Genomic DNA, 22,061 nt, shown 5'->3' with positions numbered 1-22,061 from the left:
TTGTAAGAGCCTGATGGCTAGAGTGTATCAGCAGGATCGCCGATAATACGCACCTCTCTCTCCAGAGTAATTCCTGAAGATTTTTCAACGACTTCAATCACATGGGCAATCAAATGTTCATAGTCCAATGCCGTTCCATCAGCAACATTGACCATAAAGCCAGCGTGTTTTTCAGAAACTTCGACTCCACCGATTCGATAACCTTTTAAACCTGCATCCATAATCAACTGTCCTGCGAAGTGACCAAGTGGACGTTTAAAGACTGAACCACAAGATGGATATTCCAAAGGTTGCTTGAGCTCGCGTAAATGTGTCAAACGAGCCATTTCTTGTTGAATAACCGTATGATTTCCTGGCTTGAGGGCAAATTTTGCAGACAAAACAATCGCACCGTTTTCCTGCAAGATAGAAGAACGGTAGCCAAATCGTAACTCACGATTGTCCAATGTTTCGACATAACCTGCTGGAGTCAAAATCTGCGCTGAAACTAGAATGTGTGCTACTTCACCTCCATAAGCACCTGCATTCATATAGACAGCACCACCAACGCTTCCCGGAATACCACAAGCAAATTCAAATCCTGATAAAGAATGGAAAAGTGCGACTTTTGTCGTTTCAATCAGATTGGCACCTGCTTCTGCTTCAATGGTGTATCCTGATACAGTAACGGAGTTAAGTTTATCCATACGGATAACAAAACCACGAATACCGCCATCTCGGACAATGATATTACTTGAATTTCCTAACACTTGCCATGGAATACCTTCGCGTTTAGCAAATTCTACTATACGAACAATCTCGTAACGATTCCGCGGAAAAGCTAGATAATCAACAGCTCCTCCTACTTTTGTATAGGTATATTCTTTTAAAGGCTCATCGAATCGAATATCGATGCCTTCTAATTCAAGCCTAATTTTATCTTTCATAACCTTCTCATTTCAATTTAAGATATACAGGATTTATTATACCAAAAATTACAGGAGAAAACGAATAAAATTCAACAAAAATACTTTCACAAGCCAAATTAATTTGCACCAATATTTTGAAATGGAGAATGGAATGCACAAAAAAAGGAGTTCCCTTCCTACCGCATATAGTTGCGATGGTGAACTCCAATAAAATAAACATTTTTAGTTTTGCAAATGATAGCTTCTCACTATCTATACAATAGCAATCCCTTTGGTATCAACTTGAAGGCGGTGGACAGTGCCGTCTAGATTTAGTTCCTCTAATGCAAGAACAATAGCGTCCTCCCTATCTTTGGGCGCTAATACCATCACTGTTGGACCGGCACCTGATAAGTAGGTTGCATAGGCTCCCAACTCCTGTGCAGTTTGCTTGATTGGACAAAACTCCTTAACAAGTAGCTGACGGAACGGTTCATGGAACATGTCTGACTGAATTGCTTTACCAGCTTTTTCCAGATCACCTGCCATCAAACTGGCAACAGCAACGTTTGCAATGGCACTAGCAGCCACTGCTTTCTTGTACCCCATCTGAGAAGGTAGTACACCTCGGCTTTCAACCGTACGCAGTGGGTAGTTTGGAATAAAGGCAACAAAACTTGCTTCTGGGAATTCTGTTACAACTGCCTGTACTTTCTTATTAACATAGCTAGAGATGACTAAATTACCGAAAATTGCTGGTGCTACATTATCAGGATGTCCTTCAATTTCTGTAGCTTTGAGCAATTTTTCATCCGCTGTCATATTCAAACCTGCTAATTGATTAGCCAATTCGATACCAGCTACGATAACGGAACTGGATGAACCCAAACCACGTGCCAAGGGAATATCGCTAATCATTCTGATACGATGCGGCTGCAATCCTTTTTCAATCTTTAAAGCTGTCTTGATCAAAAGATTGTTCTTGTCTGATGGAACATGTTCAAGATTGTGCTCAATCACCCATTCATCAGTCTCTTCAAACACTTCAATCGTTAGATATTTCGAAAGGGCAACACCTACTGAATCAAATCCTGGACCGATATTAGCTGAAGTTGCTGGAATAATAATTTTCATTGCTTATTCTCCCAGTACTTTAAAGGTATTTAAGACAGTAAAGTCTGTTTCTTTGCTCAATTTGTCTGTTACATTTTCCAACTGAGTCTTACTCATTTCATGGGTCACAATCACTAGGCGGGCTGTTTCTCCATCTGCAGCTTGTTGCAGAATTTGCTTGAAGGAAATTTCTTCAGAATTGAAGATTTCTGCTAAACGAAGCATTTTTCCATTTTTATCAGGCGCATCAATTGAGAAATAATATTCGCTCTTCACATCGCTTGGGGCTGCCAATTGAAGTGGGCGGCTATATTCGTTAAAAGCTTTGCCGATAGTATTGTCTTTCAAGCGACGAACGATACGAATAATGTCAGCCATAACACTTGTTGCAGTCGGTTTTTGCCCAGCGCCTGGTCCATAGTACATAGACTGGCCGATGCCGATAGATTCGACAAATACAGCATTCATCACACCATTCACGCTTGCAAGTGGATGATTTTTCGGTAGGAAGGTTGGAGATACTTCGGCAGCAATACCAGAGGTAGTTTCTTGAATATCACCTACAAGTTTGATGACATAGCCCAATTCTTGTGCCACTGCTACATCTTCTGGCGTGATATTTGAAATACCCTTGTGTGCTACGTGTTCAAAATCAACTGTCATCCCGAAAGCAAATTGACTGAGGATAACAGCCTTGTAAGCCGCATCAATCCCCTCAACGTCATTTGTTGGGTCAGATTCTGCATAGCCAAGTTCCTGGGCTGTTTGAAGAGCTTTTTCGTAAGTCCAGCCTTCATCAACCATCTTAGTCAACATGAAGTTTGAAGTACCATTCAATACACCGAGGATACGAGTCACCTTATCAGCAGCCAAAGAGTTGACCAAGGTACGCAAGATTGGAATACCACCTGCAACTGCAGCTTCATAATAAAGCGCAAGACCTTTCTCTTCAGCCAAGGCACGCAATTCGCTACCATGAACAGCAAGTAAATCCTTATTGGCTGTTACAATATGCTTGCCTGCTTCCAAGGCACGTGTAATAAATGTTTTTGCTGGCTCAATACGTCCCATTAGCTCAACTACAATGGCGATGTCTTCGTCAGCCAAAATGTCATCAATATTTGTTACAAAATGATAGTCATGACCTGCAGCCAAGAGACGGTCTTTTTCTGCTTCATCCTTGACCAAAACCTTCGCAACTTCAATACTATCATGCGCGGCTTTCTCTATTTTTTCCTGGTTTTCTTCTAATAAAAATGGCACACCACTCGCAACGGTTCCAAATCCTAATAATCCTATCTTAACTACCATGTGCTCTCCTTTAAAATGTATTTCTCCCATTATAACAAATATTCTGACTATTTGGCAAAAAATTTGATATAATTGTTTTAATTTTAATATATGATTATGGAGATAAGATAATGAAACATTCAAGAAGAGCCCGTCGAAGCCGCACACAAAAGAAACAACTTGTGCCAATGCTACTTGTTATCGCATTGTTAGTAGTGACTCTACTATCTATTTTTCTAATCTTTCTAAAACAGCCATCTAAGCAGCAAAGTGATTCCAAAGCTTCAACGGTAGAGACAACAGCCAGTTCGAGTGTTATGACTTCAGAAAGTAGTGAAGTAAAAACAGAAATCATTTGGGAACAGCAAACTGAACCTATCAAACTTCCAATCCTCATGTATCATGCCATTCACGTAATGGCTCCCGAGGAAGAAGCTAATGCGAATCTTATCGTAGATCCAACGACTTTCGAAAGTCATCTAAAAGCATTGCAAGATGCAGGTTACTATACTTTATCACCTGAAGAGGCTTATAAGGTATTGACAGAAAATGTCCTTCCTGCTGGCAAAAAGGTTGTCTGGCTAACCTTTGACGATAGCCTCTGGGATTTTTATAGTTATGCCTACCCATTGCTTAAGCAATATCAAATGAAGGCGACCAACAATGTCATTACAGGGTTTACTGAATATGGACAAGCAGGGCACCTTACTCTTGATCAAATCAAGGAAATGCAGACCGCAGGGCTCTCCTTCCAAGGGCATACCGTCAACCATCCTGATTTAGAGTATAGTTCTATCGAGGATCAAACAAATGAACTTACTTCCTCTAAAGCCTATCTTGACAGCCAATTAAATCAGGAAACCATCGCTATCGCCTACCCTGGTGGACGATACTCAGCAGATACCGTGGCATTGACAGAACAAGCTGGCTACAAACTTGGTGTGACTACTAACAACGGCTTGGCTTCTGCTAGTGACGGATTACTGACTCTCAATCGTGTTCGCATCCTCCCAACCACTACCGCTGAGGGGCTATTATCCGAAATTTCCTATTAATTTTTGCAAATATATATATGAAAAAAACTCCCTGTCACAAGGGAGTTCGTTTTTTATTTGGATTCACTAAACTGACTTTGATAAAGATTATAATAGAAACCTTTATCTGCCAAAAGACTTTCATGGTTACCTTGTTCGATAATCTGTCCATCTTTCAAGACCAAAATCTTATCAGCTTCCTGAATGGTAGATAAACGGTGGGCGATGACGAAACTTGTCCGCCCTTTCATCAACCGTTTCATGGCCTTTTGAATCAAGAGTTCCAAACGGGTATCAACTGAAGAAGTCGCTTCGTCAAGAATCAGAATGGCAGGATCCGCCAACAAGGCACGTGCAATGGTCAAAAGCTGTTTCTGACCTTGGGAAATATTGCTGGATTCCTGGTTCATTTCCATATTATAACCGCCAGGCAGGGTACGGATAAAGTGGTCAACGTTAGCTGCTTTGGCAGCCTCCACAATTTCCTCATCCGTCGCATCCAGACGTCCAAAACGCAGGTTTTCCTTGATGGTCCCTTCATAGAGCCAAGCATCTTGCAAGACCATACCAAATTGACTACGGTAGGATTGACGAGAAATCTTTCTAATATCCTGACCATCCACCTTGATAGCACCGGATGTGACATCATAGAAACGCATGAGAAGGTTGATGAGGGTTGTCTTACCAGCCCCTGTTGGTCCAACGATAGCCACCATTTCACCTGGCTTAACATCAAGATTAAAATTACGGATAAGCGGCTTGTCTTCTGAATAGCCGAATTCAACCTGTTCAAAGCTAACTTGTCCGGTCAGACTAGCTGTCAACTCTAGCGCATTGGCGTCTTCTTCGTCAAGCTCATCTAAGACTGAAAAGATGCGTTCAAGGGAAGATTTAGCAGACTGCAACTGGGGTGCCAACTGGGTCAAGGTTTGTACTGGCTGAGAAATCTGCCAGACGTATTGGACGAAGGCCTGCATATTACCAACTGTCAATGTACCTGTAAGAACTTTCAGACCAGCAAGTAAGGCCACGACTACATAGGCAATGTTCGATAAGCCGTGTACCAGGGGCATGAGCAAACCAGACATAAAACTAGCCTTGAAACCAACTTCCTGCAAATCTGCGGTAATCTGGCGAAATTCTTCTGTAGAAATTTCTTCACGGCCGTAGAGTTTGAGAACGTTAAAACCTGTCAGATTTTCTTGGACAAAACCGTTCAATCGACCTAGGGCATCAGCCTGTTGCTTGAAATAAGGCTGGGATTTTCCCATGACAAACTTGGAACCAAAATAAGTCACTGGAACCAAGGTTACGACTACAAGTGCTAGGGATACATCCAACCAGAAACACATGAAAATGGCTAGAGAGAGAGTCAGAACGGCATTGACTAGCTGGAGAAAACTTTGTTGCAGAGCATTCGACACAGTCTCCACATCGCTTGTAAAACGACCTAGCAAATCACCATACTGGTGCTTGTCAAAATAAGAAACAGGAATTTTGTTAATCTTGTGACTCAAATCCTGCCGCAGTTCCTTGGTTGCTCCCTGTACCGCCTTAGTCATGAAATAGGTAGAACCATAGGCGCCGATTTCATACATAAGGGCACGAAGTGCATAGAGCGCAAGCATGATGGCAATGTAGGAATAGTTAATCTGCGCTCCTTCTACTCCATTTGCCATGTCTAACAGATTCTTGGTCAATTCTGTAATGATAAGCCCCAGTACAAAGGGCTCCAAGGCATTCATAACTGCACTGATGGTCTTTAGAAAAACAGCTAAAAATACAGAAGATTTGTAACGACGCAAATAGTCCCAAACACGGGTAAATACTGATCTATTCTTCATAATTCCTCCTATTCTTCTGTTAACGATTGACGGTTAAGTTGAGAGTTGGCAATTTCTCGGTAAATCTCATTGCTTTCCATCAATTCATTGTGGGTGCCACGACCAACGATTTCACCTTCGTTCAGCACGATAATCTGGTCAGCATCCATAATGGTTCCGACACGTTGAGCAACAATCAGCACCGTCGCATTTTCCGTCACTTCCTTCAGACGACTCCTCAAAATCGCATCCGTCTTATAATCCAAGGCTGAGAAAGAATCATCAAAGATATAAATATCAGGCTGTTTGACAATGGCACGCGCAATGGACAAACGTTGCTTTTGCCCGCCTGACAGGTTGCTTCCGCCTTCTGCTAGATGGGTGTCAAACTTCTCTTCCTTACTCTCGATAAACTCCTTAGCCTGAGCCACATCCGTCGCATCATGAAGTTCAGCAAGACTAGCATCCATCTTACCGTACTTTAAGTTTTCCGCGATAGTTCCGGTAAATAGCAGAGCTTTCTGCGGAATAAAACCAATCTTGCTGCGGAGTGCCTTTAGATTGTAGCGTCTGACATCCACACCGTCCACCAAGATACGACCAAGTGTCACATCATAGAAACGTGGAATCAAGTTGACCAAGGAAGACTTACCAGAACCTGTTGAACCAATAAAGGCAATGGTTTCCCCAGGCTTAGCCTTAAATGAAATATTGTGGAGAACAGGCGATTCCGTTTCACCAGGATAGGCAAAAGTTACATTTTCAAATTCCAAATAACCACGAGTGTCTGTTTCAGTAATACCTTCTTCATTCTTAGAAATGGAAATGGGCATGTCCAAGACTTCCTGAATCCGTTGGCTCGATACGGACATACGTGGATACATGTTAAACAAGTTAGCAAAGAGCAAGAATGAGAAAAGCGCGTGGAAACTATATTCGATAAAGGCTACCAAATCACCGATTTGCAGACTAGCTGTTTTCAAGGGCTCCAAAGCGAACCAGACAATGGCCACAATCATAGCAATGATAATCTGGACAAAGAGAGGTTCTGTCAGACCAGTCAGATTAAAGAGTTTTTTGGAAATATCGGTATATTCCTCATTGACCGACTCAAAGCGCTCCTCTTGAAACTCCTCACGAGTAAAGGCACGAATGACACGTAAGCCCATGAGATTTTCACGAACATACTGGTTGATGGTATCCAAGCGTTTTTGCTGTGTTTCTGATAGAGGGCGGGTTTTGGTTGCTACATAGAAAATAACGATAACAAGAAACGGCATGGCTACTGCGACTGTCCAAGCCAGACTTGGACTGGTTACCAAGGTCATGATAACAGAAGCAATCATCATCAAGGGAGTGATAATTCCCAGCTTCAATACCATCTCCGCAAACTGCATCAAGACAAAAGCATCATTGGTCATACGAGCAACCAGAGAAGAAACACCAATCTGCTCATACTCGTGATGAGAATAGTCCTGAATTTTCTCGTACAAATCATTTCGAATATCTTTTACGATATTGGTCGTCAACTGTCCAGCCGCATAGGCAAGCGTTATTCGTCCAACAATTCCAAGCAAGACGATCAAGCCCATCATTCCCGCCCAGAAATAGAGCTGACTAACATCGTTCTTTGTAATTCCTTGGTCAATCATCCTAGCCAAAAAAGTCGGCAAGCCCAAGTTTACCACTACAAATAAGAAGGCCCCCAACAAGTCTAAGGCAATCCACTTAGGATATTTTTTTAAGTAGGTCCAAATCAGATTCATCTTATCTCCCTTTCTATATGTTAAAAAGGGGTATAACCCCTTCTGTAAAGTTAAAAGCCACCAAACGGTGACTTTCTATTCTTTCTCGTCGATCACTAAACGAACTTTTTTATCACTTGTTGGAACAGAATAGACAATCGTTCTGATTGCAGAAATTGTGCGTCCTTTTCTACCAATGATACGTCCAATATCAGATTGATCCAAATCCAAATGATATTCCAAGAATTCAGGTGTATCAACAATTTTTATTGTCAAGCTATCAGGCTGTGAAATCAAAGGTTTCACAATCGCAATAATGAGATTTTCAATCATGTCCATAAGTGTTCTCGCTTACTGTTCTTACTTAGAGAATTTTTGTTCGTGGAATTTCTTCAATACGCCAGCGTTTGAAAGAAGGCTACGAACTGTATCAGATGGTTGAGCACCTTTTGCCAACCACTCAAGTACACGCTCTTCTTTAAGAGTTACTGAGTTTTCAGCCAAAAGTGGGTTGTAAGTACCAACAGTTTCGATGAAACGACCATCACGTGGTGCACGTGAGTCTGCAACGTTGATACGGTAGAAAGGTTTCTTTTTAGAACCCATACGAGTCAAACGGATTTTTACTGCCATTTTTAAATGTTCTCTTTTCTTTGTATTTTTATTCGGTGAAATAGCAGAGCTATTTAGCACATGTTCTATTATACCACACTTTAACAGGGTGTCAAGAAAAAAACTTGACAGGTTTTAAAAAAATTTATTGCTCGAGCATATCTGCTAGTTCTCTCAGTTGACTTGCTAGATTTATACGGTCAAACAGTAAATTATAGACTCCATCTTCACTCAATACTCCGCAAGGAATACCATTGAAATCCCCCTTATTAGATAAATCAAGATCTTCCATATAGATCTGGCTCTGGTAATAATCTAATAACTGTAAATAAGTCGATTGTTCCTGATTGAGTTGAGTCACACTATCGGAAAGGGACTTGTTCAGCTCTAGATGCCTGTTAAATATTTTTTCCATTTCCTCTACACGTTTTCTTGCTTCCATAATATTTTTCATTAGTGTGTACTACCACCACCCTTTTTTATATCCGCTTTATCCCTATATTCAACGATTGCTCCTATGGCTACTTCAACTCCTCTTACAATATCGTTCAAAGACATGGAAGCCAGTCCTGGCTTGTCGACAACCTGCTCTGGCAAGAAGGGAATATGGAGAAAACCGGCCTTAGTCTTTGGAAATTGTTTCTCCGCCAAGTAAAGAGCTTGATACATGAGATGGTTGCAGACAAAGGTCCCAGCAGTATTAGAAACAGAAGCTGGAAGCCCAATCTTATGAATAGCTTCAACCATTGCTTTGATGGGTAAGGTGGAGAAATAAGCAGGCTGACCATCTTCTCGAATCGTTCTATCAATCGGCTGTTGCCCTTCATTGTCTGGAATGCGTGCATCATCTTGGTTAATGGCTATACGCTCAGGAGTTAAATCAACTCGCCCACCAGCCTGACCAATACATAGTACCGCATCAGGTAAATGTTCTGCCATTTTCTCCTCTAAAACATCCGCAGCCTTGTCAAAAACAGTCGGAATCTCTACAAGAATAATCTCTGCACCAGCAATGGTCTTAGGTAGAGATTTGATTGTTTCCAAGGCTGGGTTAATAGGCTCGCCACCAAAGGGATCAAAGCCTGTTACGATGATTTTCATACTTCCTCCTCCAAAATAATTTCTCCGTAGTGAAATTTTTGATTAGGTCTGACATGACGTTTAAAGCCAAATTCTTCAAAGACCTGATCTCGAAAATGAGCCTTTATAATCAATTTCTTCCTAGCTACTCGTTTAGCCTCAGATACAATTTCCTCCGTTAAACGGCTTCTGTCAGCCAAACCAGACAAGCCAGAAAGATTTTGTGATTCCTTGATTTCTTCTGAAAACATGGGATCAAAGTAAATGACATCAACAGACTTATCTATTTGCTCTTTCAAATAAGTCAAACTATCTGTCCAAATTGTCTGGATAGATTTCATGGCTCGATTGACCTCTTGCAGCCCACTATCAAAATCCTGTAAACCCCGACTCACAATAAAGTGCACTAGCTTAGAACTTTCCAAGGCTGTCACCCGATGACCAGCACTCGCTAACACTATGCTATCAGATCCCAAGCCCATAGTACAGTCTATTATTGATTGTTTTTCTTTTCCAAGCAATCCTAAAAGCGGATCTCTTCCAGACTTAATCCGCAACATGGCAGTATCTGGGTGGAAAAAGAGTTTTCTTCCTTCTTTTTGCTCAAAAACCAATCGATCCTTATAAACCACCAAAACCGCATCAGCCTGCTTGAGTAAGACCTTCACGGCTTGCTTCCGCCGCTCACAGTAAACAATCCCTAAATCTTCAGCTAGCCGTTTGGCCTTCTGAACCAAGTGCCCATCCATTCCCAAACTTGTTGTTACGATTACTTTCATATTAAATATTATAACAGAAAAAGCGTGACTTCTTACGAAGTCACACTTAAATCTCTTTGTGAATCAAGACTTAGGATTGTAGAAATTGGCGAATGGCTTCCTGATCAGCTTCACTAACCGGACGCCATCCTTTTGCCAAGGCTTCCTTGATATAGATTCGATTGTAGAGATAGCCCCACAAAATCCCAAAGCCAGTATTAATAAAAGGAATATCGAAGCGACGCTCAATTAACAAGGCAAATAAGAATGCTACCAAAATAATCGCAAACCATTTTAAATCACCTCGAATCAGCGGTACAAAAAACTTGAAGAAAAAGGTTGTCCATGAAAAACCAGCCTTCACTTCCTTTACATTCCCAAACTCATCCACTAAATGAACCTTCATTTTTTATCTCCTAAATTGCTCGCGTCGAAAAACTACGACTTTCTAGTACAGCCAACATAGCCGCAGCAGTATCTAAGGCTGTAAAAAGCGGAATCCCTGCTTCGATAGCAGATGCACGAATAACCTCTCCATCCTCGTCTGCCACACGCTTTTTGCCTACTGTATTGACAATGGCTTGCACTTTTCCTTTACGGACCAGCTGAGGAATCGACTCTCTTTGGTCTCCACTGATTTTCCCAACAGGCAGACAGTCTAAGCCCTTAGCTTGAAAGGCAGTTGCCGTACCGCTTGTAGCCGCAATAATAAAACCAATTTCACGGTATCTTTCCGCTAGACGGAAGGCCTCCTCCTTGTCCTCATCCGCAACTGTAAAGACGATAGTGCCAAAATCTTCCAAATGCTGATAACTTGCTTCAAAAGCCTTATAAAGTGCTTTTTCGAGAGTTGTATCAGACCCCATAATCTCACCTGTAGACTTCATCTCTGGTCCTAACAAACTGTCAACTTTAGCCAATTTTGTAAATGAGAATACTGGTGCTTTAACGTGCACCTGATTGCTCTCAGGATAAAGACCATCTTGGTAACCCAGTTCCGCAAGGCTTTGTCCCAAAATCAATTTGGTTGCAACCTGGGCCATTGGAATGTCTGTGACTTTGGACAAGAATGGAACCGTACGACTAGCACGAGGATTGACCTCAATCACATATACCGTTTCATCCTTGATAACAAACTGGATATTCATCATACCGATACAGTTGAGACCGATTGCCAAGCGTTTGGTGTAGTCTGCAATGGTCGCCTGTACCTCTTTAGACAGGGTTTGTGGCGGATAAACAGCCATCGAGTCACCTGAGTGAACCCCTGCGCGTTCGATATGTTCCATAATACCTGGAATCAAGACATCCTTACCGTCTGAAATGGCATCCACTTCACACTCACGACCGACGATATACGAATCCACCAAAACTGGGTGCTCTGGTGAAGCCTTGACCGCCGTTCTCATATAAGAACGTAAGTCCTCTTCATTTTCGACAATCTCCATAGCACGACCGCCCAAGACATATGAGGGACGAACAAGTACTGGGAAACCAATCTTGCGGGCCGCCTCTAGAGCTTCCTCTTCGTTGGTTGCGGTTTGGCCTGGTGGCTGTGGAATTCCAAGGTCTTTCAGGGCTTTTTCAAATACATCCCTGTCTTCAGCTCTATCCAAATCCGCTACTTGCGTACCCAAGATTGGAATACCTGCTTTTGCCAATGGCTCTGCCAAGTTGATAGCTGTCTGACCACCGAACTGAACGATAACCCCTTTGGGTTTCTCAAGGTCAATCACATTCAAGACATCTTCCAAGGTCAACGGCTCGAAGTAAAGCTTGTCCGAAACTGAAAAGTCAGTTGACACTGTTTCCGGGTTCGAGTTCATAATGATAGCTTCGTAGCCAGCCGCCTGAATGGCCTTAACCGAATGCACCGTCGCATAGTCAAACTCCACACCCTGTCCGATACGAATTGGTCCAGAACCCAACACCAAAACAGATTCTTTTTCCGAACGGATGGACTCATTTTCCCACTCATAAGTTGAGTAGAAATATGGCGTTGAACTTTCGAACTCGGCCGCACAAGTATCTACCATCTTATAAACAGGGACAATCTTGTGCTCTGTCCGCAGTTGACGAATGTAGGATTCTGTCCGTCCCCAGAGTTCCGCAATCTTGCGGTCTGCAAAACCGTATTTCTTAGCTTTTTTCAATAAATCAATATTATCAAAATTCGTTGCCAATTCCTGCTCGATTTCTAAGATATGAAGCAGTTTATCAAGGAAGAAAAGATCAATCTTCGTCAACTGAGCCAGTTCTTCTACTGTATAGCCACGTCGAAGGGCTTCCGAAAGATAGAATAGACGATCATCCTGTGCCTTGACAATCTTTTCAACCAATTGATCATCTGTCACTTGGCTGAGTTCGGGCATTTCATTGTGATAGACTCCGATTTCCAAAGAACGGCAGGCCTTGAGCAGACTTTCTTCGATATTGCGACCAATGGCCATGACCTCACCAGTTGCCTTCATCTGCGTTCCAAGGCGGCGTTCCCCTTTTTCAAACTTATCAAATGGGAAACGTGGAATTTTTGCCACAACGTAGTCAAGAGCAGGCTCAAACATGGCGTAGGTTGTTCCTGTAACAGGGTTCACCATTTCATCCAAGGTCAAGCCAACCGCAATTTTTGCTGCCAATTTGGCAATCGGATAACCTGTCGCTTTGGATGCCAAGGCAGAGGAACGGGATACACGTGGGTTTACTTCAATGACATAATATTTGAAACTATGTGGGTCCAGTGCCAACTGCACATTACAACCGCCTTCGATTTTCAAGGCACGGATGATGCTGAGACTGGCATCACGCAGCATCTGGTTTTCAATATCAGAGAGCGTCTGCGTTGGGGCAAATACGATAGAATCTCCTGTATGAATTCCCACAGGGTCAAAGTTTTCCATGTTACATACGACCAAGGCATTGTCAGCCGCATCCCGCATCACTTCGTATTCAATTTCTTTGAAACCAGCAATGGAACGTTCGATCAAACACTGGGTCACCGGTGATAGTTTCAGACCATTTTCCGCTATTTCACGCAGTTCTTCTTCATTGGCACACATACCACCGCCAGTACCACCTAGCGTGAAGGCTGGTCGAACAATGACAGGATAGCCAATTTCAGTAGCAAATTCCAAAGCCTCTTCAACTGTTGTCACAATCGTTGACTCAGGAATAGGCTGATTGAGGTCTTCCATGAGTTGTTTGAAGAGGTCGCGGTCCTCTGCCTGATCAATTGCAGACAGTTTGGTTCCCAACAGCTCAACTCCAAGCTCATCTAAAATACCAGCCTTAGACAATTCCATGGCCATGTTGAGACCAGTCTGACCACCAAGAGTTGGCAAGAGAGCATCTGGACGCTCCTTCCGTAAAATCCGTGTGACAAATTCAAGTGTAATCGGTTCAATATAGACCTTGTCCGCAATTTCCTTGTCTGTCATGATGGTTGCAGGGTTTGAATTGACCAAGACAACACTATAGCCTTCTTCCTTCAAAGCCAAACAAGCCTGAGTCCCAGCATAATCAAACTCCGCAGCCTGACCGATAATAATCGGACCAGACCCAATCACCATAATTTTCTTAATATCCGTACGTTTTGGCATAATTTTAAGATATTAAGGGCGTTAAGCGGACACAGTCCGTAGCCCGAATTCAATTACAAAATCCGAGCAACAGAACACCCTACTCCTTTCTATTTTCTATCTCTCCGGATAGAATTAAATAATTCTCCGACGTGAGAAAATGGATTCGACATTAATCCATTTTCGAGCTAGTGCAAGGGATAGCCTGACCTCTATAGAGGCAGGCGTAGGGAAATGAGTTGCTTGCAACCATTGACCTGTCCCTTGCCTTTCTATTTTCTATCTCTCCGGATAGAATTAAATAATAGACCGACGCAGTAAGGTTTAGTTCGATAGTAGTTAGACCTTACTGCCCTTTTTTAAACGAATCCATCAATTCCATAAATTCATCAAACAAATAGCTGGCATCATGTGGACCAGGTGCAGCATCTGGGTGGAATTGAACAGAGAAACCTGGATGGTACTTGTGGCGTACCCCTTCTACCGATTTGTCATTGATTTCCTCGTGGGTAATCATTAAACATTCAGGTAAATCTTCACGAGCCACTGCATAACCATGGTTCTGACTGGTAAAGTCCACTCGACCTGTCGCAATTTCACGAACAGCATGGTTGAAACCACGATGACCAAACTTCATTTTATAAGTCGTTGCCCCATTTGCTTTAGCAAAGAGTTGGTGCCCCATACAGATACCAAAAATTGGAATTTTCCCAAGAATCCCACGAATCATTTCTAGCGCTTCTGGGACATCATCTGGATTTCCTGGGCCGTTTGATAGCATGACACCATCAGGATAGAGGGCAAGAATTTCTTCAGCAGTCGTATCATAAGGGACAACTGTCACATTGCAATCACGCTTGGCTAACTCTCTAAGAATAGAATGTTTCAATCCAAAATCAACCAGAACGACACTGCGTCCAACTCCAGGTGCAGGATAGGCTGTTTTAGTCGATACTTGCTGGATGTTGTTGGTTGGCAAAACAGTCGCTCTCAACTGGTCTGTCAAATGCTCAACAGAATCACCGACATTTGCAAGAGTCGCCTTCATGGCACCGTGCTGACGAATAATTTTAGTTAGGGCGCGTGTGTCAATTCCAGAAATTGCTGGAATTTTCTTAGCCTTTAAAAATTCATCCAAAGTCATCTGGTTACGCCAGTTACTTGCCCGACGAGCCCACTCACTGACAACCACTCCCTTACAAGTCGGCTTGATTGACTCGTAATCATCACGGTTAATCCCGTAATTTCCTACCAAGGGATAGGTAAAGGTTAAAATCTGACCATTATAAGACTGGTCCGTGATAGATTCCTGATAACCTGTCATCCCAGTTGAGAAAACCAACTCACCAGTCACATCAATATCAGCACCGAAGGCCTCCCCTTCAAAAATAGTGCCATCCTCTAAAATCAAACGTCTTTTTGACATAATAATAAGATATTAAGGGCGTTAAGCGGACATAGTCAAAATAGGAGTTTGACCAAGAACGCTTGCGTTCGAGGAAAAACTATCTTTTTGACCCAGTCCGTAGCCCGAATTCAGTTACAAATCCGAGCAACAGAGCACCCACTCTCCTTTCTATTTTCTATCTCTCCGGATAGAATTAAATAATAGTCCAACGTTTGTACAGTCAATTCGATAATAATTGACTGTACAAACTAGTGCAAGGGATAGCCTTAAAGTATATCACCATTTCTAAGAGCAGGTGTCAACATCTCAGCGCAGTGGTTGATTGGTAAATTTGTTCGTATTCTATACTCCAAATTTAACCTAATCAACTGTGCGGGGGTGGGAAGACGAACTCTTTTTTACTTTTCGAGTTCTTTCCCACTCCCAGGCGTAGGGAAATGAGTTGCTTGCAACCACTGACCTGTCCCTTGCCTTTCTATTCGTCGCCTCTCTGAGCGACATTGAATAAGATAAGTTTAAGCCTTGCCATTGACAATTGCTTCCAAAATCGCCATCCGAACAAAGACACCATTTTGCATTTGACGGACAATACGTGATTTTGGCGCCTCTACCAATTGGTCATCAATTTCTACATCACGGTTTACAGGAGCTGGATGCATAACAATTGCAGTATCTTTCAAGCGTTTGTAGCGCTCCTCTGTTAAACCATGCAAACGGTTATAAGTTTCTTTAGAGAATCCACCATCACCATCATGTCGTTCGTGTTGCACACGGAGCAACATCAGTACATCTACCGTTTCCACAATATCATCAATATTCAAATGCTGACCATAGACATCAAATTCCTCTGCGTACCATTCCTCCGGTCCAGCAAAGAAAATCTCAGCTCCCAGACGTTTCAAAATTTGCATATTGGACTTAGCAACCCGTGAGTGTGTGATATCACCTGCAATGGCAATCTTCAAGCCTTCAAAAGTTCCAAATTCTTCATAAATAGTCATCAAATCAAGTAGGGATTGGCTTGGGTGCTGCCCTGAACCATCACCACCATTGACAATTGAAGTCTGGATGGTAGGACTATCAATCAATTGCTTGTAATAATCCACTTCCGAGTGACGAATCACGCAAATGTCTACCCCAAGTGCCGACATGGTCAAAATGGTATCATACAAGGTTTCACCCTTATTGACTGAGCTGGTACGAGCATCAAAGTCAATCATTCCCATATCCAAACGAAGCTCTGCCATTTCAAAAGACTTATGCGTCCGAGTTGAATCCTCAAAGAAAAGGTTAGAAGCATAGTACTTCCGATCCAACTCTACCTTTTCACCGCGTTTAAAAGCAATACCACGTTGAATGAGTCCTAATACTTCTTCATTTGAGAGGGTCTCCATTGTAACCAAGTGTTTGAGTGAAACTTTACCATTTGTAATTGTCATGATGATACCTACCTTTATGATCTAGATGTAGAATGATAATTTGTAAACGAAGCGACTATGCACCTTCAACCAGAAGGACAGCGTCTTGACCATCGATTTCAGCCATGTGCACAATGATTTCTTCAGAACGACTAGTTGGAATATTCTTCCCAACATAATCTGCTCGAATAGGCAACTCCCTGTGTCCACGATCCACAAGTACCGCTAAACTAACACGAGCTGGACGGCCCAAGGACACTATGTTGTCAATAGCAGCACGAATAGTTCGTCCTGTATAAAGCACATCATCTACTAATATAACATCACGATCGTTGACATTGGCAGTCATATTTGTCGTATCATCTTCTACCTTCATGTCATCTCGAAACGGCTTGGTATCCAACTCTCCCAACGGAACGTCGATACCCTCTAATTGCTTAAGCCTCTCCTGAATCCTCTTTGCAATGAAAACACCCCGTGTTTTAATCCCTGCAAGGACAATATTATCCAAATTCTTATTCCGTTCGATAATTTCATAAGTGATGCGGGTGATCGCCCGTTTCATAGTCATATCGTCAACGATTTCTTTTGTCTTCATAAGACCTCCAAAAGTATAGAAAAAGTCTCCTTATACAAGGAGACTATGAAAATATAGGCTAGTTAGAACCAACCTGCTTAACATCCGACTCCTTGTCTGCCTCTCTGGACAGGTTTTAAAGGATTTATTAAGCAGAGTATAGCATAAAATCTCAGCCTTGACAATTTTTTTCTGAAAAAATATAGAAATTATCGGATTTTACTGAGAATTTTTTCCAAAAGACAATGAAGTCTTAAGTTTTATGGATTTAAGTCCCGCCAACAGAAAACCACAGACTAGATAGGCGACAAAGATGACTCCAGCATAAGTCAAAACATAAGTCCAACCATACTTAGGGACATTGAGAAAGAAATAAGCAAAAGGACTGTCCTTAGCATCTGGGATTGGAATTTTTATGAAAAGACCATTCACTAGACCAAAAATCATGTAGAGAACAGGCAAAAGCGTCCACCAAATCGGGTCAAACCACTTGTACTGTTGCTGACGATCTACTATTAGGGTATCTAACAAAAAATATAGGGGAACAATATAATGGCAGAGTAGATTTTCAAGTCGCCAGAAATCGTCTGCCAAAGGGGCCAACATAAAGTGATAGACTACACAAGTAATCATGATAGACATGGTTACAGCAGCCTTTATCCGAAGAAAACGTGACGTCTGTAAATCCACACTTTTACTCATGGCATAGACCATATAGACAGCAAACAGAGATACTAATAAATTAGATTGCACCGTATAATACATGAGCATCCCGATACCATATTTAATGATTTCTAAGGCGGTACCTGTGATGGCTAAAATGGCTAACAGGCATCTACTGTAAAACAAAATACTTTGATGTTTCATAATATCCTTTCAAAAACGACAAAAGACTGGATTGACCAGTCCTTTTTATTAGATTTTCTTAACGAATTCTGACTTCAACTTCATGGCACCGAAACCATCGATTTTACAATCAATATTGTGATCGCCTTCAACGATACGGATGCCTTTAACACGTGTACCTTGTTTAAGGTCCTTAGGCGCACCTTTCACTTTCAAATCTTTAATAAGCGTCACAGTATCGCCGTCTGCCAAACGATTACCGTTAGCATCAATTGCAACAGGTCCACTTTCTTCCTCAGCTACATCTGCTGGGTTCCACTCGTAAGCACACTCAGGGCAAACCAAGAGGGCACCGTCTTCATAGACATATTCAGAATTACATTTTGGACAATTTGGTAAAGTTTCCATTCTTACTCTCCTTAACATTTTTCATGTTCTAGTATAGCATTTGTTGAAAAAATGGGCAAGATGATAAGGTTTTCATACTATTATTCAGCCTTGCGCAGTTTTTCAAGTGTCTCCTGAAAAATAGCTGGCGCTTCTGCCGTAAATTCAACAACCTCGCCAGTTCTCGGATGGGTAAATCCAAGCGTTCTGGCATGAAGAAATTGGCCATGCCCTTTTAGTGTTTTTCTTGGGCCGTAAGCCTCATCCCCCGCAACCGGATGGCCAATATAAGCCATGTGGACACGAATTTGGTGAGTTCGTCCTGTTTCCAAGGTCAATTCCACCAAAGTGTAGTCACCAAAACGCTCCAGAACCTGAAAACGTGTCACAGCTTCTTTCCCTTTGGCAGTCACCGCTTGTTTCTTACGGTCTTTTTCAGAACGACCAATCGGTGCCTCAATTACTCCGCGATCGTTTGGTAGATTGCCGTGTACAATGGCCCAATACTTACGAAGGGATTTCTTATCTTTCAATTCAGCAGCAAGCTTTGTATGTGCTTCATCGTTTTTAGCAACCATGAGCAGGCCAGAAGTATCCTTATCAATCCGATGAACAATTCCTGGTCGCAAGACACCATTGATGCCTGACAAATCTTTTACGTGATAAAGGAGAGCATTAACTAGCGTTCCAGACGTGTGACCAGCCGACGGATGAACGACCATCCCTTGAGGTTTATTTACAACAGCAACATCCTCGTCCTGAAAGACAATCTCTAAAGGAATATCCTCAGCAACATAGTCGATTTCTTCTACTTCTGGAATTTGATAGGTTAGGACATCCCCAACCTGTACACTATATTTAGCTTTTTTAGGCTGTCCATTGACCAAAACCTGACCAGCCTTAATCTGCTCATTTGCAACCGAACGAGACAAATCCGTCAAATCCGACAATGCCTTATCCAAACGAATGCCACCAACCTCAACTCTTACTTCCATTACTCTCTTCTTTCATAATACAAATAAATAAAATACCTACACCAACTGTCAGACAAATATCTGCTACATTAAATACAGGGAAACTAATAAAATCCAAGTGAAACATGTCCACCACATATCCCAATCTAAGACGATCAATAAAATTCCCAAGAGCACCGGCAATCATCAAAGACAGACTGAATAGAGTCCAGATATTGCCCTTGATCTGTTTGATATAGTACCACACTAGGCCTGTCACGGCAACAATTGTCATTATCGTGAAAAACCACTGCTGATTTTGTAAAATCGACCAGGCCGCACCATAATTTCTTAGATAAGCTAAGCTCATCAATCCTGGTATAAATTCCGTTACCGTATCTAATTCAACATTAGCAACTGTCCAAGCTTTTACAAGCTGGTCCAGACCAATTAATACTACCATCAAAAATGGAAATCCAATTTTACGCATTTTCATCCTTCTTCTTATCAAAATATGCCTGCATGGTTTCAATAAAGTCTTTGGCACAAGAACTAAGTTCATCATTGGCTCGTTTAACGTAGACCATGCGATTGTCTACCTTTCCTTTGAGAGGAATTACTGTAATGCCATTGACACTCTCATCATCAAGATAGCCCGAACCAGTTGCATAGGCATCCGTACGCTCCAAAATTCCATTCAAAGTAGCACGGTCTGTCACATCAAACACAACCGAGGAATCCGACGTATCAATCAAGTTCTCGGAATAATAAAGATAAGCCTCTTTTTCTTGAGTGAACCGTACGGTAGGTAGACCTACCAAATCTGCTGGCTCAATCTCAGCTTTCTTTGTCAAAGGATGATCTTCACGAAGGTAGATATGAGTCTGAAATGCAGACAAATCTACAGCTTGCAAGTGAAGTTTATCCAATTTCTGCATGATTCCTTTTGTATTTCTCTCGTTCAAATAAATAATACCAAGCTCGCTATAACCTTGAGCAACCTCATCTAAGATCTGTACTGTAGTCGATTCAAAAATGCGAAAATGAGGGTACTGCGGGTGGCTACGAGAGAACTCCGTAATCAATGGAGGAAGAAAATCATAATGCTGACTTGAAATTGAAAAAGTCTTCTCACCTTCCTCAGGTTGCAAATAGAGATGCTCAAACTGATCAAATCCCTTAACTAAAGCCTGAGCTTTCTCATAGAATTCCATCCCTTTTTGTGTCAAAAAAGTTCCTGAACTAGTTCGGCTAAAAATTTGAAAACCTAACTCTTTTTCCAAATCACGAATGGAAATAGACAAACTAGGCTGGGAAACGTACATTTTCTCTGCTGCCTCACGAAAAGTCCCGCTATTGGCAATCGCCACCACATAGCGCAATTGTTGAATATTCATCGACTCGTCCTTTCTTCATTCCAATTTCCTATCTTTCTATTATACCACATAATAAAACCACCAGCAAAATTGCTAGTGGTAAGTGATTATAACTTTTTAATCATGATAAGACAGGGATTCCATTCGTCCCACAAGTTTGGAAAAACTTCTAACTTAGCAAAACCACAAGAATGATAAAAAGCAATGGTCTTGTCGTATGTTTCATAGTGCCCTTGGTCAACCGTTTTTACTTGTAGATAGGCATATGATTTTCTCGCCTCTCCTTCCAATGCTTGCATCAACGCTCGACCCAGTCCTTTTCGATGATGAGATTTTTTAACACCCATACAGTGAACTTCCCCACAATCGTCAGAGGTGCACGTTAAGGTTACGAATCCTACTGGCTCATCTTCGTCAAATGCCGCCCATAATGGCAGCAAACTCCCATCTTGAATATATTCTTTAGTGCTTTCAGGTAAGCCAAACCACTCAGGTAAATCTGCCAATACCATTTTTATAATATCAGCTTTTTCAACTGAATCTCTTATTGCTACAATTTGCATTATTTTCTCCTTTCGGAGGTTAAATTGCCTTAACCTCCTTACTCTTGATTCCTTGTTTTTTGACATATCTTACTATTGCTTTCATTTGAATCGCCTCCCTTCATTCTATTGTATGGTAATACTACCATATATTACTCGTGTCAGTCAACCTATATTCACATGTTCATTTTCAACTAATAACTTTTTATATAACTACCAGTGCTTGATCATTTCACATCAAACCCTTGGTAAATGAAAAATGGAGATTAAAACAAAAAACAGGCCTTCCGAAATCTCGGAAAGCCTATTGTTAAGCCATTTTCAGACTTATTTTGCGATTGGGTAAACAGATACTTGTTTCTTATCGCGACCTTTACGTTCGAAGCGTACAACGCCTTCTACTTTAGCGTAAAGAGTGTCATCTCCACCACGACCTACGTTAGCTCCTGGGTAGATTTTTGTACCACGTTGGCGGTAAAGGATTGAACCACCTGATACAGTTTGGCCGTCAGCAGCTTTCGCACCAAGGCGTTTTGCTTGTGAGTCACGACCGTTTGACGTTGAACCTCCACCTTTTTTGTGGGCCATAAATTGCAAGTTAGCAAGATTCAAGTTTAACATATGTTATTCCTCCGAA

23 protein-coding genes are annotated in these 22,061 nt (G+C 41.8%); 1 reads left to right on the top strand and 22 read right to left on the bottom strand.

The window, feature by feature from the left end; translation table 11 throughout:
- Positions 1–17: 17 nt before the first annotated feature.
- The 3 genes from murB to K5Q34_RS00425 all read right to left on the bottom strand — a co-directional run bounded on the left by murB (position 18) and on the right by K5Q34_RS00425 (position 3,311).
- A complete protein-coding gene (murB, locus tag K5Q34_RS00435; RefSeq protein ID WP_029171811.1) occupies positions 18–926 on the bottom strand; it encodes a UDP-N-acetylmuramate dehydrogenase in 909 nt (302 codons plus the stop codon).
- Between the two features lie 234 nt (positions 927–1,160).
- Positions 1,161–2,021 (bottom strand): homoserine kinase, encoded by an 861-nt coding sequence (gene thrB / locus K5Q34_RS00430; RefSeq protein WP_002938588.1) that lies wholly within the window; start codon positions 2,019–2,021, stop codon positions 1,161–1,163.
- A gap of 3 nt (positions 2,022–2,024) precedes the next feature.
- Positions 2,025–3,311, bottom strand: a complete 1,287-nt coding sequence (locus K5Q34_RS00425; RefSeq protein ID WP_002940676.1) for a homoserine dehydrogenase — start codon at positions 3,309–3,311, stop codon at positions 2,025–2,027.
- A 110-nt stretch (positions 3,312–3,421) separates the two neighbouring features.
- Between K5Q34_RS00425 and K5Q34_RS00420 the strand changes: the two genes are divergently transcribed.
- Positions 3,422–4,345 (top strand): polysaccharide deacetylase family protein, encoded by a 924-nt coding sequence (locus K5Q34_RS00420; protein ID WP_221864334.1) that lies wholly within the window; start codon positions 3,422–3,424, stop codon positions 4,343–4,345.
- 53 nt (positions 4,346–4,398) lie between these two features.
- On the opposite strand, the gene K5Q34_RS00415 is transcribed toward K5Q34_RS00420, so the two are convergent.
- The 19 genes from K5Q34_RS00415 to rpmA all read right to left on the bottom strand — a co-directional run bounded on the left by K5Q34_RS00415 (position 4,399) and on the right by rpmA (position 22,045).
- Entirely contained in the window at positions 4,399–6,168 is a 1,770-nt protein-coding gene (locus K5Q34_RS00415; RefSeq protein ID WP_221864333.1) for an ABC transporter ATP-binding protein, read from the bottom strand.
- A gap of 8 nt (positions 6,169–6,176) precedes the next feature.
- On the bottom strand, positions 6,177–7,913 hold the full coding sequence (locus tag K5Q34_RS00410; RefSeq protein WP_221864332.1) for an ABC transporter ATP-binding protein: 1,737 nt from the start codon (positions 7,911–7,913) through the stop codon (positions 6,177–6,179).
- Positions 7,914–7,988: 75 nt separating this feature from the next.
- Positions 7,989–8,231 carry a KH domain-containing protein gene (locus K5Q34_RS00405; RefSeq protein ID WP_012028079.1) on the bottom strand — a complete coding sequence of 81 codons (243 nt, stop codon included), beginning with the start codon at positions 8,229–8,231 and terminating at the stop codon, positions 7,989–7,991.
- 21 nt (positions 8,232–8,252) lie between these two features.
- On the bottom strand, positions 8,253–8,525 hold the full coding sequence (gene rpsP / locus K5Q34_RS00400; RefSeq protein ID WP_002940682.1) for a 30S ribosomal protein S16: 273 nt from the start codon (positions 8,523–8,525) through the stop codon (positions 8,253–8,255).
- Between the two features lie 124 nt (positions 8,526–8,649).
- Positions 8,650–8,958 carry a DUF4298 domain-containing protein gene (locus K5Q34_RS00395; protein ID WP_029171816.1) on the bottom strand — a complete coding sequence of 103 codons (309 nt, stop codon included), beginning with the start codon at positions 8,956–8,958 and terminating at the stop codon, positions 8,650–8,652.
- Positions 8,958–9,605 carry a pyroglutamyl-peptidase I gene (gene pcp / locus K5Q34_RS00390; protein WP_029171817.1) on the bottom strand — a complete coding sequence of 216 codons (648 nt, stop codon included), beginning with the start codon at positions 9,603–9,605 and terminating at the stop codon, positions 8,958–8,960. The genes K5Q34_RS00395 and pcp overlap by 1 nt, the downstream gene beginning before the upstream one ends.
- Positions 9,602–10,363, bottom strand: a complete 762-nt coding sequence (locus tag K5Q34_RS00385; RefSeq protein WP_024384449.1) for a class I SAM-dependent methyltransferase — start codon at positions 10,361–10,363, stop codon at positions 9,602–9,604. Before K5Q34_RS00385 ends, pcp begins: the two co-directional genes overlap by 4 nt.
- A gap of 70 nt (positions 10,364–10,433) precedes the next feature.
- Entirely contained in the window at positions 10,434–10,748 is a 315-nt protein-coding gene (locus tag K5Q34_RS00380) for a hypothetical protein (protein WP_024384448.1), read from the bottom strand.
- A 10-nt stretch (positions 10,749–10,758) separates the two neighbouring features.
- The gene (gene carB, locus K5Q34_RS00375; RefSeq protein ID WP_221864331.1) at positions 10,759–13,938 is read right to left on the bottom strand and encodes a carbamoyl-phosphate synthase large subunit; all 3,180 of its coding nucleotides are present in this window, start codon (positions 13,936–13,938) and stop codon (positions 10,759–10,761) included.
- A 325-nt stretch (positions 13,939–14,263) separates the two neighbouring features.
- Positions 14,264–15,343, bottom strand: coding sequence for a carbamoyl phosphate synthase small subunit (locus tag K5Q34_RS00370; RefSeq protein ID WP_172115717.1), 1,080 nt, complete (start codon positions 15,341–15,343; stop codon positions 14,264–14,266).
- Between the two features lie 497 nt (positions 15,344–15,840).
- Positions 15,841–16,764, bottom strand: coding sequence for an aspartate carbamoyltransferase catalytic subunit (locus K5Q34_RS00365; protein ID WP_014637995.1), 924 nt, complete (start codon positions 16,762–16,764; stop codon positions 15,841–15,843).
- A 55-nt stretch (positions 16,765–16,819) separates the two neighbouring features.
- Positions 16,820–17,341: a bifunctional pyr operon transcriptional regulator/uracil phosphoribosyltransferase PyrR gene (gene pyrR, locus K5Q34_RS00360; protein WP_011922318.1), complete on the bottom strand. Its 522-nt coding sequence runs from the start codon at positions 17,339–17,341 to the stop codon at positions 16,820–16,822.
- A gap of 198 nt (positions 17,342–17,539) precedes the next feature.
- Complete coding sequence (locus K5Q34_RS00355; protein WP_205028056.1) at positions 17,540–18,187, bottom strand: Pr6Pr family membrane protein; 648 nt, start codon at positions 18,185–18,187, stop codon at positions 17,540–17,542.
- Positions 18,188–18,235: 48 nt separating this feature from the next.
- The gene (locus K5Q34_RS00350; protein ID WP_012775074.1) at positions 18,236–18,574 is read right to left on the bottom strand and encodes a zinc ribbon domain-containing protein YjdM; all 339 of its coding nucleotides are present in this window, start codon (positions 18,572–18,574) and stop codon (positions 18,236–18,238) included.
- 80 nt (positions 18,575–18,654) lie between these two features.
- Positions 18,655–19,548, bottom strand: coding sequence for an RluA family pseudouridine synthase (locus tag K5Q34_RS00345; protein WP_024384445.1), 894 nt, complete (start codon positions 19,546–19,548; stop codon positions 18,655–18,657).
- Positions 19,532–19,996, bottom strand: a complete 465-nt coding sequence (gene lspA / locus K5Q34_RS00340) for a signal peptidase II (protein ID WP_105136126.1) — start codon at positions 19,994–19,996, stop codon at positions 19,532–19,534. The genes K5Q34_RS00345 and lspA overlap by 17 nt, the downstream gene beginning before the upstream one ends.
- The gene (locus tag K5Q34_RS00335; RefSeq protein WP_023370460.1) at positions 19,989–20,903 is read right to left on the bottom strand and encodes a LysR family transcriptional regulator; all 915 of its coding nucleotides are present in this window, start codon (positions 20,901–20,903) and stop codon (positions 19,989–19,991) included. The genes lspA and K5Q34_RS00335 overlap by 8 nt, the downstream gene beginning before the upstream one ends.
- An 86-nt stretch (positions 20,904–20,989) precedes the next feature.
- Entirely contained in the window at positions 20,990–21,445 is a 456-nt protein-coding gene (locus K5Q34_RS00330; protein ID WP_029171825.1) for a GNAT family N-acetyltransferase, read from the bottom strand.
- Between the two features lie 306 nt (positions 21,446–21,751).
- Positions 21,752–22,045 carry a 50S ribosomal protein L27 gene (gene rpmA, locus K5Q34_RS00325; protein ID WP_009909754.1) on the bottom strand — a complete coding sequence of 98 codons (294 nt, stop codon included), beginning with the start codon at positions 22,043–22,045 and terminating at the stop codon, positions 21,752–21,754.
- Between the last annotated feature and the right edge of the window lie 16 nt (positions 22,046–22,061).

This window comes from Streptococcus sp. 2018110, from assembly GCF_019754115.1.
GTDB classification, from domain to species: domain Bacteria; phylum Bacillota; class Bacilli; order Lactobacillales; family Streptococcaceae; genus Streptococcus; species Streptococcus hashimotonensis.
The sequence above is the reverse complement of the archived record's forward strand: the minus strand, read 5'-3'. Positions and strand labels throughout refer to the sequence as shown.

Coding starts and splice junctions, on each gene's coding strand:
- murB (WP_029171811.1), bottom strand. CDS start 926: ATGAAAGATAAAATTAGGCTTGAATTAGAAGGCATCGATATTCGATTC.
- K5Q34_RS00415 (WP_221864333.1), bottom strand. CDS start 6,168: ATGAAGAATAGATCAGTATTTACCCGTGTTTGGGACTATTTGCGTCGT.
- K5Q34_RS00395 (WP_029171816.1), bottom strand. CDS start 8,958: ATGAAAAATATTATGGAAGCAAGAAAACGTGTAGAGGAAATGGAAAAA.
- K5Q34_RS00380 (WP_024384448.1), bottom strand. CDS start 10,748: ATGAAGGTTCATTTAGTGGATGAGTTTGGGAATGTAAAGGAAGTGAAG.
- thrB (WP_002938588.1), bottom strand. CDS start 2,021: ATGAAAATTATTATTCCAGCAACTTCAGCTAATATCGGTCCAGGATTT.
- rpmA (WP_009909754.1), bottom strand. CDS start 22,045: ATGTTAAACTTGAATCTTGCTAACTTGCAATTTATGGCCCACAAAAAA.
- K5Q34_RS00355 (WP_205028056.1), bottom strand. CDS start 18,187: ATGAAACATCAAAGTATTTTGTTTTACAGTAGATGCCTGTTAGCCATT.
- pyrR (WP_011922318.1), bottom strand. CDS start 17,341: ATGAAGACAAAAGAAATCGTTGACGATATGACTATGAAACGGGCGATC.
- K5Q34_RS00385 (WP_024384449.1), bottom strand. CDS start 10,363: ATGAAAGTAATCGTAACAACAAGTTTGGGAATGGATGGGCACTTGGTT.
- K5Q34_RS00335 (WP_023370460.1), bottom strand. CDS start 20,903: ATGAATATTCAACAATTGCGCTATGTGGTGGCGATTGCCAATAGCGGG.
- K5Q34_RS00370 (WP_172115717.1), bottom strand. CDS start 15,343: ATGTCAAAAAGACGTTTGATTTTAGAGGATGGCACTATTTTTGAAGGG.
- K5Q34_RS00365 (WP_014637995.1), bottom strand. CDS start 16,764: ATGACAATTACAAATGGTAAAGTTTCACTCAAACACTTGGTTACAATG.
- rpsP (WP_002940682.1), bottom strand. CDS start 8,525: ATGGCAGTAAAAATCCGTTTGACTCGTATGGGTTCTAAAAAGAAACCT.
- lspA (WP_105136126.1), bottom strand. CDS start 19,996: ATGCGTAAAATTGGATTTCCATTTTTGATGGTAGTATTAATTGGTCTG.
- K5Q34_RS00330 (WP_029171825.1), bottom strand. CDS start 21,445: ATGCAAATTGTAGCAATAAGAGATTCAGTTGAAAAAGCTGATATTATA.
- pcp (WP_029171817.1), bottom strand. CDS start 9,605: ATGAAAATCATCGTAACAGGCTTTGATCCCTTTGGTGGCGAGCCTATT.
- K5Q34_RS00410 (WP_221864332.1), bottom strand. CDS start 7,913: ATGAATCTGATTTGGACCTACTTAAAAAAATATCCTAAGTGGATTGCC.
- K5Q34_RS00420 (WP_221864334.1), top strand. CDS start 3,422: ATGAAACATTCAAGAAGAGCCCGTCGAAGCCGCACACAAAAGAAACAA.
- carB (WP_221864331.1), bottom strand. CDS start 13,938: ATGCCAAAACGTACGGATATTAAGAAAATTATGGTGATTGGGTCTGGT.
- K5Q34_RS00425 (WP_002940676.1), bottom strand. CDS start 3,311: ATGGTAGTTAAGATAGGATTATTAGGATTTGGAACCGTTGCGAGTGGT.
- K5Q34_RS00345 (WP_024384445.1), bottom strand. CDS start 19,548: ATGGAAGTAAGAGTTGAGGTTGGTGGCATTCGTTTGGATAAGGCATTG.
- K5Q34_RS00350 (WP_012775074.1), bottom strand. CDS start 18,574: ATGGAAACTTTACCAAATTGTCCAAAATGTAATTCTGAATATGTCTAT.
- K5Q34_RS00405 (WP_012028079.1), bottom strand. CDS start 8,231: ATGGACATGATTGAAAATCTCATTATTGCGATTGTGAAACCTTTGATT.